General features: G+C 46.3%; 13 protein-coding genes. 8 read left to right on the forward strand and 5 right to left on the reverse strand.

What is annotated here, in order from left to right:
- The first annotated feature begins 9 nt into the window (after positions 1-9).
- From AAX10_RS03215 to adk, 3 genes are all read left to right on the forward strand, one after another.
- On the forward strand, positions 10-504 hold the full coding sequence (locus AAX10_RS03215; RefSeq protein ID WP_046699812.1) for a cytochrome c-type biogenesis protein: 495 nt from the start codon (positions 10-12) through the stop codon (positions 502-504).
- Positions 501-1,760 (forward strand): c-type cytochrome biogenesis protein CcmI, encoded by a 1,260-nt coding sequence (gene ccmI, locus AAX10_RS03220; RefSeq protein WP_046699813.1) that lies wholly within the window; start codon positions 501-503, stop codon positions 1,758-1,760. Before AAX10_RS03215 ends, ccmI begins: the two co-directional genes overlap by 4 nt.
- A 173-nt stretch (positions 1,761-1,933) precedes the next feature.
- A complete protein-coding gene (adk, locus tag AAX10_RS03225; RefSeq protein WP_046699814.1) occupies positions 1,934-2,590 on the forward strand; it encodes an adenylate kinase in 657 nt (218 codons plus the stop codon).
- A gap of 89 nt (positions 2,591-2,679) precedes the next feature.
- Here adk and AAX10_RS03230 read toward each other — a convergent pair whose 3' ends face one another.
- Positions 2,680-3,342, reverse strand: coding sequence for a hypothetical protein (locus AAX10_RS03230; protein WP_046699815.1), 663 nt, complete (start codon positions 3,340-3,342; stop codon positions 2,680-2,682).
- Between the two features lie 136 nt (positions 3,343-3,478).
- On the opposite strand from AAX10_RS03230, the gene AAX10_RS03235 reads away from it, so the two are divergent.
- The gene (locus AAX10_RS03235) at positions 3,479-3,901 is read left to right on the forward strand and encodes an HIT family protein (RefSeq protein ID WP_046699816.1); all 423 of its coding nucleotides are present in this window, start codon (positions 3,479-3,481) and stop codon (positions 3,899-3,901) included.
- Between the two features lie 6 nt (positions 3,902-3,907).
- Positions 3,908-4,387, forward strand: a complete 480-nt coding sequence (locus AAX10_RS03240; protein WP_046699817.1) for a pyrimidine dimer DNA glycosylase/endonuclease V — start codon at positions 3,908-3,910, stop codon at positions 4,385-4,387.
- A gap of 107 nt (positions 4,388-4,494) precedes the next feature.
- Here the strand turns inward: AAX10_RS03240 and AAX10_RS03245 are convergent, their stop codons facing one another.
- Positions 4,495-5,268, reverse strand: a complete 774-nt coding sequence (locus AAX10_RS03245; RefSeq protein ID WP_036361967.1) for a ferredoxin--NADP reductase — start codon at positions 5,266-5,268, stop codon at positions 4,495-4,497.
- Positions 5,269-5,437: 169 nt separating this feature from the next.
- Between AAX10_RS03245 and tsaA the strand changes: the two genes are divergently transcribed.
- The 3 genes from tsaA to AAX10_RS03260 all read left to right on the forward strand — a co-directional run bounded on the left by tsaA (position 5,438) and on the right by AAX10_RS03260 (position 9,031).
- The gene (gene tsaA, locus AAX10_RS03250) at positions 5,438-6,148 is read left to right on the forward strand and encodes a tRNA (N6-threonylcarbamoyladenosine(37)-N6)-methyltransferase TrmO (RefSeq protein WP_046699818.1); all 711 of its coding nucleotides are present in this window, start codon (positions 5,438-5,440) and stop codon (positions 6,146-6,148) included.
- 77 nt (positions 6,149-6,225) lie between these two features.
- Positions 6,226-7,321 (forward strand): peptide chain release factor 2 gene (gene prfB / locus AAX10_RS03255; protein WP_149038843.1). Its coding sequence is split into 2 segments (ribosomal slippage): positions 6,226-6,297 and positions 6,299-7,321, totalling 1,095 coding nucleotides; the frame shifts between segments, so codons are not numbered across the junction.
- 183 nt (positions 7,322-7,504) lie between these two features.
- Positions 7,505-9,031: an acetyl-CoA hydrolase/transferase family protein gene (locus AAX10_RS03260; RefSeq protein WP_080947182.1), complete on the forward strand. Its 1,527-nt coding sequence runs from the start codon at positions 7,505-7,507 to the stop codon at positions 9,029-9,031.
- 76 nt (positions 9,032-9,107) lie between these two features.
- On the opposite strand, the gene AAX10_RS03265 is transcribed toward AAX10_RS03260, so the two are convergent.
- From AAX10_RS03265 to AAX10_RS03275, 3 genes are all read right to left on the reverse strand, one after another.
- Positions 9,108-9,620 (reverse strand): adenine phosphoribosyltransferase, encoded by a 513-nt coding sequence (locus tag AAX10_RS03265; protein ID WP_046699821.1) that lies wholly within the window; start codon positions 9,618-9,620, stop codon positions 9,108-9,110.
- A 128-nt stretch (positions 9,621-9,748) separates the two neighbouring features.
- Entirely contained in the window at positions 9,749-11,347 is a 1,599-nt protein-coding gene (locus AAX10_RS03270; protein ID WP_046699822.1) for a carbon starvation CstA family protein, read from the reverse strand.
- A gap of 285 nt (positions 11,348-11,632) precedes the next feature.
- Positions 11,633-12,919 carry an acetyl-CoA C-acetyltransferase gene (locus AAX10_RS03275; protein ID WP_046699823.1) on the reverse strand — a complete coding sequence of 429 codons (1,287 nt, stop codon included), beginning with the start codon at positions 12,917-12,919 and terminating at the stop codon, positions 11,633-11,635.
- Between the last annotated feature and the right edge of the window lie 212 nt (positions 12,920-13,131).

Consider the following 13,131-nt stretch of genomic DNA (forward strand, 5'->3'; position numbering starts at 1 on the left):
AGGCTGATAATGAAAAAAATCATGATGGCGACTTTATTTATGGGCGTGATGATGCAAGCGTCGTCAGGTATTGAAGTGTATGAGTTTAAGACCTCCGAAGATGAGACGCGTTACCGAGCGCTTATCGAAGAGCTTAGATGTCCTAAGTGTCAAAACCAAAACTTGGCAGGCTCTGATGCGCCGATCGCTCTAGATTTAAAGCAAAAAACCTACGAGATGATTAATGACGGTCGCAGCGATACCGAGATTCGTGATTATATGTTTGAACGCTATGGTGACTTTATTAGTTATAAGCCGCCTGTGCGCCCATCGACGTGGATTTTATGGTTCTTTCCGCCGATTCTGCTTGTCTTATTGGTCATCGGCTGGCTTTATAAAGCCAAAAAAGGCCGCACGCCTGTTACTCAAGGCGTGCCCAATCAGCTAAGTAAAAGCGAAGAAGAGCAGCTTAATAAGCTTCTAAATAACCATCAACACAACAAAACGCCAGAGGATAAATCATGACGCCCAGTTTATTGTTATTTTTTACATTGTGCGCTCTGTTGTGTGTGCTGATTGCGCTTGTGGTGATCTACCCTTGGTTAAAAGGACGCGTGGTTAATGACAACCGCCTGATGTCAGTCAATGTCGAGGTGTTCAATAGTCGCATCGCTGAACTTGATGCCGATAAAGCCGCAGGGGCGATTGATGAAGTTTATTATGAAGCCCAGTCCACTGAGCTAAAGCGCCAACTATTGGCAGCACAAGCCCGATCACAAAGTTATGCGCCTGTTGGCTTTAAGTCACGTCTGATTGTGATGGTGTGGATTCCGTTGTTGGCAGCGTTGGCGTATTTGACCACGTCTGATCGCACTTCTGTGTATAAGCTATGGGGAGCCAAAGACTCGGTAGGGCAGGTGGCTGATGATCTATTGACGGGTAAGATTGACGTGCCACCAGAGTGGGCAACCAAGGACAGTGCTGCGCTGATCTCCGCCATGCAGACCAATGTTCATGCCAATGCCTTTGATGCCAATCGTTGGATGCGTCTGTTTGAGCTGTTTACGGCGCTAGAGGCGAAACCGCAGGCATTAGAAGCCTTGTCGCGTGCGCACCGCCTAGACCCTGATAATATTGAGATTGCCATGACTTACGCGCAGTCTAGTTTTTTTGCCAATAATGGCAAGCTTGATACGACAGCGCGCAATGTCTTGATTGACATTCTGCGTAAGAATCCCGATCATGAAGGCGCGCAGATGCTGATGGCGATGGGCGAGACACGTGCGGGTAATTTTACCAATGCTAAGGCGTGGATACATAAACTTCGCTCAAAAATCGCCGCCTCTTCGGGTAATAGAAGCGAGGCATTGGCAAGCTTGGATGAGCTATTGGCGAACATCGAATCCCAAGAAGCCAAAGCAACCCAAGGCGTTAATGTGACGGTATCGGTATCGGATCAGATGCTGCCACAGATTAAAGAATCAGATGCGTTATTCGTATCCATCTCTTCTGTTAATGGTGGCGCGCCTTATGCGGTGAAACGCTTGCCAGTAAGTAGCATTCGAGGCGGACGTGCGGTCGTGTCGCTAAGCGATCTGGATGCCATGATGCCAACCCGCACGCTAACACTAGGGCGAGAAAGCGACGAGCTGGTGGTGAATGCGCGCATCAGCCATTCTGGTGGTGCGGTCTCTGAGTCAGGCGACATGGCTGCCAACCCCGTGGTGCTTAATAAGACTCAAAATGCAGTTAATCTGACCATCTCGCAAATCGTACCATAACCCAAAAAACAGCGTTAAATGACGCTGTTTTTTTATTGTCTGTTTGCTATTGCCTAGCCTAAAGGCGAAAAATAGACAACTTATCAAAAAGCACTTGAACAATCTTAATGGGTGGTTTATAGTGTAACATTGTATTGGCGGTGAGCCGTTTTTTAATTATTTGGAGAAAGAGCATGCTTCGTATCATCTTATTAGGACCACCAGGCGCAGGTAAAGGCACACAGGCGCAACTGATTTCAAAAGAGTTCGGCATCCCACAAATTTCAACTGGTGACATGCTACGCGCTGCCATCAAAGAGGGTACTGAGCTTGGTAAACTTGCTAAAAGCGTCATGGATGCAGGTCAGCTGGTGTCTGATGAACTAATCATCAACTTGGTTAAAGAGCGTATCGCACAGCCTGACTGTGCTAATGGATGTATCTTTGATGGCTTCCCGCGCACCATCGCTCAGGCAGAGGCTCTGGCAGAAGCTGGCGTGGATATTAATCACGTGATTGAGATCAGTGTTCCTGATGATGAGATCGTAAGCCGTATGTCAGGTCGACGTGCGCACTTGGCATCAGGTCGTACTTATCACATTATTCACAATCCACCAAAGGTCGAGGGCAAGGATGATGTTACGGGCGAAGACTTGGTTCAGCGTGATGATGACAAAGAAGAAGTAGTGCGCGATCGCCTAGGTGTGTACCATGCTCAGACTGCTGCCTTGATCGGTCACTACCAATCGGTTGCAAAATCAGGCGAAAATGCCCCAGAATACCATGACTTTGACGGCACTAAAGACATTAACACCGTGCGTGATGAGATCTTCGCTGTACTAAAAGGCTAATCGCAAGCTGATACAAAGACCTTGTAAATGCAAGGTCTTTTTTTTGTGGGCGGTTATTTTAATTTACCAATGCATAGCCTAAGACTAAATTAAATGCCAAACTGATCATGATAATGCGACATGATTTTATATTGGATAGATTGTTGTAGATATGACAGGACTTGAGGGGAGTTGTCTTTTAGGGTGTTGAGTGTGTGCGTGGTGGATAGTGCGTGCGCATTGGGCAGGCGCGTGTAGCTATCACTGGGCTCGATGATGTATTCTTCTTCACCAAAATCTACGCTGATGAGTGTCTTGATGGTGCTCTTGTGCAGAACATTGACGTTACCAGCAAAGACAAAATTGCCCGCCTCGGCGTTTAGTGATTGATCGATGTCTAAATGGTAGGTTGCTTGTGATTCTTTGGCAGTATTGGTAAATGATAAATGCAGCGCCAATGGGAAGTCATCACAGACGATGACGGTCGTGCCACTGATTTTTATGTGGGTGGCGGCTTGGATCGTGCCTGCGGGCAACTCTAAAATCCGGCAGGCTTCTTGGGCGGTGACTTTCTCATTCATCATCTTTAATAAGGACAGATCAAGCGGTTTTTGCGTCTTGATGTCATCGGGTAGGCTGTCATAATGCGCCAAAAACATCATGGGAAGATCTTTTTGGATGATGAATTTATCAATTTTGACGTTGTGTGTGCGAAAGATAAAATCAGGCGTGGTTAGTATGTCTTGTAAGATAAAATCAGGCGTGTCGTTCATAAATAAATACTCAAAAATCTGTTTTTACTATATCATAAAACCAAAGAATTGGTGGTAAAAGTTCTCAAAAATTTCCCAAGTGAAATTTAAAATAATTATGCTACAATGCTAAAGCCAGCCCTATAGGAGAGACAAAATGAGCTACGATACCAATAATATTTTCGCCAAAATCCTGCGTGGCGAAATCCCTTGTCATAAGGTCTATGAAGACGACAATACCCTTGCCTTTATGGATGTCATGCCGCAGGCGACAGGTCATGTGTTGGTCATTCCAAAGTGTGAAGCGGTGGAGCTGTCTGATTTGCCGTGCGAATATGCCTGTGCGGTATTCAAAACCGCCCAAAAAGTCATCATTGCCCAACGCAAAGCCCTAGGCGTGGACGGCATTGTGCAGATGCAACTTAACCACGCCAAAGCAGGGCAAAGCGTGTTCCACTATCATATGCACCTAATCCCAACGCACATCCACGAGCTTGGCAAGCACGAGAGTGTCATGGCAGATCAAGACGAGCTGGCAGAACTGGCAAGTAAAATCCGTGCTGTGATTGACGGCAAATAGAGCATTTTGAATATTTTCTACCTTGACCCTGACCCGATACGCTGTGCTAGTTTTCATGGTAATAAGCACGTGGTCAAGATGATATTGGAATACGCGCAGCTCCTTTGTACTGCTCATCATCTGTGTGACAATGTCCTTTGCGATGATGAGCAGGCGGTGCTGTATAAATGCACGCACCAAAACCACCCATGTACGGTGTGGGTGCGTGGCTCAAAGTCGCATTATGACTGGCTTTATCGGCTGTTTATCGCCCTGTGCGATGAGTACACGCACCGCTATGGCAAGGTTCATCTGACCGACCAAAAGCTCCGCCACATTCTGCTAAACTGCCCCATCTCCACCAACACGCCTTTTATCGCACCCCCGCAGGTCATGCCCGATGAGTATCAAGGCGATGATACCGTTGGTGCCTATCGTACCTATTATCGCTGTGGCAAGGCGGATATTTTGGCGTACACCAACCGTCCAACTCCTGATTGGTTGTGAGTGCTTAAGTATTGGAATAAAATCTAATCACAATGCTGTGAATGAAAAGCAAAAAAAGACGCGCTCAACATGGCGCGTCTTTTTAATTGGCACTGCAAAGCGATGGGTTAACCCACAAATGCACGCTCTAGCACATAGTCAGCAGGTACGCCCATGCGTGGCGATACTGTTAGACCAAAATCATCTAGAATAGCAGCGGTGTCGGCATTCATCGCCATACTACCGCAAAGCATCGCGCGATCATCGTCTTTGTTGATCGGTGGTAGTCCGATGTCCTCGAACAGTTTGCCTGATTTTAATAGATCGGTCACACGACCTTGGTTTTTGAATTCGTCACGCGTTACAGCAGGGTAGTAGATGAACTTCTCGCGTACCCATTCGCCAAAGATTTCATCATTTGGCAGCTCATTTTCAAAGAAATCACGATAAGCAAGATCTTCGACATGGCGCACACCATGCACCAAGATCACTTTCTCAAAGCGCTCATAAACTTCTGGCTCACGCACCAACGACAAGAATGGGGCTAAGCCTGTGCCCGTGGCGAGCATGTATAAGTGCTTACCAGGTAGTAGATCATCCAATACTAAAGTGCCCGTGGGTTTTCTGCTGATTAGTAGCTCATCGCCAACTTTGATGTGCTGTAGGCGTGATGTCAAAGGACCATCTTGAACTTTAATGGAGTAAAATTCAAGCTCTTCTGCCCATGCAGGACTGGCGATGGAGTAGGCACGCACCAACGGCTTACCATCCACCATTAAGCCGATCATGGCAAATTCGCCGCTGCGAAAACGCAAACTGTCGCTGCGGGTGGTTTTGATGGTGAATAAGGTGTCTGTCCAGTGGTGAACATAAGTCACGGTTTCGCTGATGAATTTTGACATGAGGATTTCCAGACTGTATTAATGAAAATGAGTTTGATTTAAAGATAAAGTTTAGCACAAAATTGGGCTAATACAAAATTTGTGCTATGATAGCGATTTTTGCCATGGACTGTTATTAACTTTTTGGCATAAGGAACTTATATTTTATCATAAACCGCCCAAAAACACCATGAACGCACACCATACTCTCCCCGTCATCGGCCATCATCATTCGCCCTTAACTCAGAAATTTGGCATCCCGCGCCAGCCGAATTTGGTCGCCATAAAAAGCCATATTCGTTTTGTTGCACCTTTTAATAATCCAGATGCTTTTGTAGGCATTGAGAATTATAGCCATCTTTGGATTTTGTGGCAGTTCCACCATAATAAAGAGCAGGTGAATTTCCGCCCGCAAGTGCGTCCGCCAAGGCTAGGTGGTAATGATAAAATTGGCGTATTTGCCACGCGCAGCATGTATCGCCCAAGCCAAATCGGTCTGTCGGTGGTGCAGCTTGATAGGTTGGAGGTTGTCGACAATCAAGCGATTCTGCACATCATTGGGGCGGACATGGCGGATGGTACACCCATCTTTGATATTAAGCCATATCTGCCGTATGTGGATGGCGTGCACGAAGCGATGGGATTTGACAAGCCAAGTGTTCGCGATGTGAAGACAAGTGAGCGGGCGGAGGGTGATTTTGAGGTGTTAATATTAAATAACACCCTACAAAACGACGACAAAGACATTATCCTAAGCCTTATCGCTCAAGATCCACGGCCCGCCTATCGCCAAAATGAAACAGGCGTGATGTGTAGCATGAGATATAAGACCGTCGATGTTGATTTTGTAAGGGCTGAAGATGTGCTGGTGATCGAGCACATCAGGCGGGTCAAACCTTAAAAATACATTCTCAAAATCGCCAAGATTTGATATAATTTCTTGTTATTTATTAATTTTTTAAGCTTAAGGTAATCATCATGGAAATCGCCCCATATCAAGAACAAATTAAAGACCTGACCGAGCGCGGTCAAGACCTTCGGAGGTATCTTTGACTTCGAAAGCAAAAAAGAACGCCTAGAAGAAGTCAATCTAGAACTAGAAAACCCCGACATCTGGAACGACCCTGAGCTCGCCACTAAGATCAGCAAAGAAAAATCCGTCCTAGATGGCATCATCGGTGTTATCGAGGGGCTGGATGCTGCACTAGAAGATGCAGCCGCCATGCTTGAGCTTGGGGTCGAAGAAGATGACGAAAGCCTGCTTGCTGATGTACAAGCCGAGCTTGATGACGCGAATGCAAAAGTCGAAGACTTAGAATTTAAGCGTATGTTTAGCGGCGAGATGGATGCTAATAACTGCTACCTAGACATCCAAGCAGGCTCTGGCGGTACCGAAGCCCAAGACTGGTCAGAGATGCTGCTACGTATGTATCTGCGCTGGTGTGAGTCGCACGGTTTTAAGGCGGAAGTTTTGGAGGTGTCTGATGGTGGTGTGGCAGGCATTAAGTCAGCAACCATCTCGGTTAAGGGCGATTATGCCTTTGGCTGGCTTCGCACTGAGATTGGCGTTCATCGTCTGGTGCGTAAGTCGCCATTTGACAGTAATAACGGTCGTCACACGTCATTCTCAGCGGTGTTCGTCTCTCCTGAGATTGATGACAATGTAGAGATTGATATTAATCCAGCTGACCTGCGTATCGATACTTACCGTTCGAGCGGGGCGGGTGGTCAGCACGTTAACACCACCGACTCTGCCGTGCGTATCACGCACCAGCCTACAGGTGTGGTTGTGGCGTGCCAAAACGAGCGTTCACAGCACGCCAACAAAGACACCGCCATGAAAATGCTCCGTGCCAAGCTTTATGAGCTTGAAATGCAAAAGCGCATGGAAAAACAGCAAGCCCTAGAAGATAGCAAATCTGACATTGGCTGGGGATCGCAAATCCGCTCCTACGTGCTTGATGATTCACGCATTAAGGACTTGCGTACAGGTGTTGAGATATCTAATACAACGGCGGTGTTAAATGGCGATTTGGATAAATTTATCGTGGCAAGCCTGAAAGCGGGATTATAATTTATATGCATTTATACATTAGTTATCAATATTAATGATTGATTTTTCTGATTGAAAATCGGTACAAATGTTGTAGCGAGCTATTTATTTTATTGCCATCTAATGCTAAAATCATCATAATTTACAGTGTTTGTAAATTTATCGCCATTTTATTGGAAAATTATTATCAAGAGGACAATGATTATGTCAATCGATCGTATTCGCCACGCGGGTCTGCGTGAGAAAGTAATGAGCGCTGATCAAGCGGCTGAATTTGTTAAAGACGGTATGATGCTTGCCGTCACAGGCTTCACAGGGGCGGGCTACCCTAAGGCGCTACCAGCTGCCATCGCTAACAAAGCAAAAGCGGCACATGCCAAAGGCGACAAGTTCAGCATCGGCATGGTGACAGGTGCATCTACCGCGCCTGAATGCGATGGCGTATTGGCTGAAGCGAACGCAGTACATTTCCGCTCCCCATTCCAATCTGATCCAACGCTTCGTAATGGCATTAACGCTGGTAACGTTGTTTATCAAGACATGCATCTATCGCATGTTGAACAGCAAATGCGTCAAGGTTTCTATGGCGAATTTGACATCGCCATCATCGAGGCGGCAGGCATCACTGAAGATGGCAAAATTATCTTTGCCATGGGTATCGGTCACGGCGTAGAAGCAGTTAAGAACGCCAAGAAAGTCATCATCGAGATCAACGCTGCACTAAGCGAAGGCCTAGAAGGCATGCACGATATCTATGGCGATGTTGGTCTACCACCTCATCGCAAGCCAATCCCTATCGTGGGTGCGTTTGACCGTATCGGTACGCCAGCACTGGAGTGCGACGCTGATAAGATTCTTGGTATTGTATTGACCAATGCAGGCGACCGTAACTCTAAGTTTGCAGAGCCTGATGATGTATCTAAGCGCATCGCTGCCCAAGTAATCGACTTCTTAGATCATGAAGTGAAAGCAGGCCGTCTACCTAAGAGCCTACTACCACTTCAATCAGGCGTGGGTAACGTGGCAAACGCGGTAATGGCAGGTCTGCTAGATGCGCCATTTGAAGATTTGACCGGATATACAGAAGTACTACAAGACGGTATGCTTGATCTGATCTTGGCTAAGAAGATGAAAACCGCTTCGGCGACCGCTTTGTCATTTAGCCCAGATGCGCTAGCTCGCTTCAACGAGAACATCGAATTCCTAAAAGACAAAATCATCCTACGTCCAATGGAAATCAGCAATAACCCAGAGCTTATCCGCCGCTTAGGTGTGATCGGCATGAACTCAATGATCGAAGCTGACATCTATGGTAACGTGAACTCTACCCACGTCATGGGTACTCGTATGATGAATGGCATCGGTGGTTCGGGTGACTTTACTCGTAACGGTTTCTTTAGCTTCTATGTCAGCCCATCTACTGCTAAGGGCGGTGCAATCTCTGCGATCGTGCCAATGGTATCGCATCATGACCACACTGAGCATGACGTGATGTTCATCGTGACCGAACAAGGCATGGCTGACCTACGTGGTAAGTCTCCACGTCAGCGTGCGAAGCTAATCATCGAGAACTGCTCACATCCTGACTATCGCGACATGCTGCGTGATTACTATGATCGCGCTGAAGTGGCAAGCAAAAAGGCAGGCGGTATCCACACGCCACACCTACTGCTAGAAGCGCTATCATGGCATCAACGTTTCATCGAAACTGGTGACATGCGCATCAAATAAGCCATCTGCTTAACCAATAAAAACACCCAAGTTATCGCTCGGGTGTTTTTATTTGGTGTGCTGATAAGATAGGGGGTTAATTGTGCATCACTCGATAAACAGGCATGCCGATGTCGTCATGAAGTGCGGTTAAGTCCAATAGAACCAATGCGCCGAGCACTTCATGACCTGCTTTTTGGCACAGAGTCTTACTCGCCTTTAATGTACCGCCAGTAGCTAACACGTCATCAACCAGTAGCACTTTAGAGGCTGGTAAATCTGCCTTAATCTCTAGCGTATCATTGCCGTATTCTAGCCCGTAACTTTCGCTAAATAAAGGTGGTGGTAGTTTGCCTTGTTTGCGAATCAGTATGAGTGACTTACCTGTGCGCCCTGATAATAAGCTACCTATCACAAAACCACGAGCTTCTGTAGCAGCGAAGCATTCGACGCTGTTCATTAATTCGTTAGGCAAGGCCTTTAATAATTCGTCAATCAGTGCATCCACATGACCGTATAGCAGTGGTGTGATGTCATAAAAATCAATACCGTCCTTTGGGAAATTAGGAATCGTTTGAATAAACTGCCAAAATGGATGATTGTTTGTCATAAAAGTATCAAAGATAAAGCATTAAAACCGCTCATTATACCAAAATTCTGTCATGAATTTATAGAGTTATATGAGCAAGCAATAAAAAAATGCAGACCTTGAAATCTGCATTTTTATGAAAGGACTAACTAAGCTTTTGATGCGATCGGTTGATCATTTACCAGTGCATCAGGGTCGCCTGCGATGCTTTCGCGTTTCACGAACAAGAAGAACGCAGCCGTCGTCAGGACAGTCAAGCCAATACCGATATACAGTGACAGCGTGTAATCAAGACCGAAGCCGATTTTGTTGTAGGCGAGAAATGTGTAGCATGCAGCGCTCATGAAGATGGCTGGTAGCGTACACACCCAATGCAACTTGCGATAGCGATACAGATAGCCTGCCGCTGTCCATAGCATCACCACAGCAACGGTTTGGTTTGCCCAGCTAAAGTAGCGCCATAGGATTTGGAAGTCTACTTTAGAGATGACAAAGCCAATCACAAATAGCGGAATCGCGATCCAAAGACGCTTCATTAGCGTGCGTTGTTCCATGTTTAGGAATTCAGAGATGATCAGACGTGCCGCACGGAATGCTGTATCACCCGAGGTGATTGGTAGAATAACCACGCCAAGCACCGCAAATACACCACCAATCGCACCTAGGTAGCCAATAGAGCTGTCATAGACGACTTTAGAAGGTGAGCCTGCAGAGATGGCTTCTTGTAGTGATACTAGATCAGGGTAGAATGACAGACCAACTGCACACCAAATAAGGGCGATTACGCCTTCAGCAATCATCGCGCCATAGAAGATAAAGCGACCTTCGGATTCGTTCATTGCACAGCGTGCCATAAGTGGCGTCTGCGTAGCGTGGAAGCCTGACAGTGCACCACAAGTAATGGTTAGGAATAATAAAGGCCAGATTGGCAGATCGCCTTTAGGTTGGAAGTTTTGGAAGAAACTCTCTACCGTCAGACCGCCCATACTATTAAAGAAATAGCTCTCAGCGCTACCAAGCTCGTTAGCGACCAGACCGTAAGTCATGCCAAGTGACATGAACAGCAATAGACCGCCAAAGAATGGATAAACACGACCGATGATTTTGTCGATTGGTAGCAAAGTTGCGATGATGTAATATAAGAAGATGATTGCTGTCCAAGCTACGATGATACCGCCTTTGGTTAGGCCAAAGGCGGTATTGGCAACATCGCCTGCAGCCGCTGCCACACTTTCTGCATTATTGATAGATACCGTGCCTGTGGCTTGGGTGCCGAACACATCTAGCGTGATTGAGCTTAATAGCTGAGCTGGGCTGGCAACGAATACTACGCCAACCAGAACCAGCAGAACCACCGCAAGCAGGTTAATGAAATGCTTAACCGGTGCACCTAAGTATTTGCCCGTCAGATAAGGCATACTGGCGCCACCGTTACGCACAGATAACATGCCGCACATATAATCGTGTACCGCACCGGCAAAAATACAGCCGAGAACAATCCACAGCATCGCCACCGGCCCATAAAGCGCACCTAAAATTGGGCCGAAGATTGGACCTGTGCCAGCGATGTTTAATAATTGAATAAGCCAAATTTTGCCTTTTGACATCGGAATGTAATCCACGCCGTCAGCCATTGTGTAGGCGGGCGTGTTTTTGTTTGGGTTGATGACAAAGATTTTTTCGATGATTTTACCGTAAACAAAGTAACCGATGACCAGTACGGCAACACAAAAAAAGAACCATAACATGAGTGTTATTCCTAAAGATCTATGACGATTGTCAAAATAGATAACTGCTTTATCAGCGCAGTTTAATCATTGGCTAAAATAACTAAATTTTATACAATTGTAAAGCAAAAATTAACCAAAACATAACAATTTAATTAAATAATTTTTAGACTGTCTAAATTTTAGGCAAGCTCATGATATTTATCAAAATTCATGATTTAAACCGTTTGATACGAATTCGGTGATTGGAGTGTCAAAATAAAAACACGCACTATATTTAGTGCGTGTTTTTGGGTAAAGCGTATATCAGCGTTCTAAGATGCAAGTAACGCCTTGACCGCCTGCGGCACAGATGGATATTAGTGCGCGGCCTGAGCCTTTTTGGGCAAGTAGTTTGGCGGCGGTCGCAAGGATGCGTCCACCAGTGGCAGCAAAGGGATGTCCTGCTGCCAGACTTGAGCCATTAACGTTAAGCTTGCTGCGGTCGATCGAGCCAAGTGGCGCATCTAGACCTAGGCGGTTTTTGCAGAACTTTTCGTCCTCCCAGGCTGCTAGGGTTGATAACACCTGAGAGGCGAAAGCTTCATGAATCTCATAAAAATCAAAATCTTGGAGGGTTAGGCCAGCGCGCTCTAGCATCTTTGGCACGGCATAGGCAGGTGCCATGAGCAGACCTTCAGTGAGACCTTGCTTGCCCACAAAATCAACCGCTGCCGTCTGCTGGTGTGTGATATAGGCAAGTGGTTCAAAGTCATGCTCTGCTGCCCATTCTTCGCTAGATAGCAGTACGCAAGAGGCGCCGTCAGTCAGAGGCGTGGAGTTTGCGGCGGTCATGGTGGGGTTGGCATTCTTTTTGCCAAATACAGGTTTTAAGCTGGCAAGTTTATCAAGAGTGGTATCAGCTCGTAAGTTATTATCACGGCTTAGACCCTTGTAGGGGCTGATGAGATCATCAAAAAAACCTTCATCATAAGCACGAGCCAAATTCTGATGGCTGGCATAAGCCAAGGCGTCTTGGTCGGCGCGATTGATGTCCCACTCTAGCGCGGTGATGGCTTGGTGTTCACCCATGGATAGGCGTGTGCGCGGTTCGCCATTTTGAGGAAAGGTGAGTAGATTTTTTGGGTTGATGCTGCTGAGTGCAGACAGACGAGATTTGGCATCTTTGGCATTGTTAAGGCGCAGTAGGGGCTTTCTGATGCCATCGCCAAGCGCGATCGGTGCATCCGAAGTGGTGTCTGTACCGCCTGCGATGCCGCTGTCGATATGACCTAAGGCGATTTTGTTTGCAACGGCAAATGCTGCCTGCAATCCCGTTCCGCAAGCTTGCGAGATGTCGTAGGCAGGCGTGGTCGGTGCCAGAGTGGTATTTAATAGGGCTTCACGAGTAAGGTTAAGATCACGGCTGTGCTTTAGAACCGTGCCTGCTACCACTTCACCGATGTCCTTATCAGACAGTTCAAATCGGCTAACCAGCCCTTCAAGAGCAGCGCTTAGCATGTCGATGTTGCTTGCGTCAGCATAGGCGCCATTCGAACGGGCGAAAGGAATGCGATTGCCACCTAGGATAGCGACTTTCTTAATAGTGGTCATGAGTTTCTCCTTAAAATTATCATGTCGATTCTGTTCAAAATCTGCCTTAGATTAGCATTATTTTTTATAAAATGGCATATTTGACTTATTTTGTAACAATAATTTTAGCAATTTACGTTAAATGATAAATTTTAGTTTATAAAAATGTGATTCTATATGGGTGGCATTGGTGAATTTTTGTGTTAGAATGGGGTACTTTCAGGTTAAATAAA

Source organism: Moraxella bovoculi, from assembly GCF_000988745.2.
In the GTDB taxonomy this organism is placed as follows: domain Bacteria; phylum Pseudomonadota; class Gammaproteobacteria; order Pseudomonadales; family Moraxellaceae; genus Moraxella; species Moraxella bovoculi.

Coding starts and splice junctions, on each gene's coding strand:
- AAX10_RS03275 (WP_046699823.1), bottom strand. CDS start 12,919: ATGACCACTATTAAGAAAGTCGCTATCCTAGGTGGCAATCGCATTCCT.
- AAX10_RS03260 (WP_080947182.1), top strand. CDS start 7,505: ATGTCAATCGATCGTATTCGCCACGCGGGTCTGCGTGAGAAAGTAATG.
- AAX10_RS03245 (WP_036361967.1), bottom strand. CDS start 5,268: ATGTCAAAATTCATCAGCGAAACCGTGACTTATGTTCACCACTGGACA.
- AAX10_RS03265 (WP_046699821.1), bottom strand. CDS start 9,620: ATGACAAACAATCATCCATTTTGGCAGTTTATTCAAACGATTCCTAAT.
- tsaA (WP_046699818.1), top strand. CDS start 5,438: ATGAACGCACACCATACTCTCCCCGTCATCGGCCATCATCATTCGCCC.
- AAX10_RS03215 (WP_046699812.1), top strand. CDS start 10: ATGAAAAAAATCATGATGGCGACTTTATTTATGGGCGTGATGATGCAA.
- adk (WP_046699814.1), top strand. CDS start 1,934: ATGCTTCGTATCATCTTATTAGGACCACCAGGCGCAGGTAAAGGCACA.
- ccmI (WP_046699813.1), top strand. CDS start 501: ATGACGCCCAGTTTATTGTTATTTTTTACATTGTGCGCTCTGTTGTGT.
- AAX10_RS03230 (WP_046699815.1), bottom strand. CDS start 3,342: ATGAACGACACGCCTGATTTTATCTTACAAGACATACTAACCACGCCT.
- AAX10_RS03235 (WP_046699816.1), top strand. CDS start 3,479: ATGAGCTACGATACCAATAATATTTTCGCCAAAATCCTGCGTGGCGAA.
- AAX10_RS03270 (WP_046699822.1), bottom strand. CDS start 11,347: ATGTTATGGTTCTTTTTTTGTGTTGCCGTACTGGTCATCGGTTACTTT.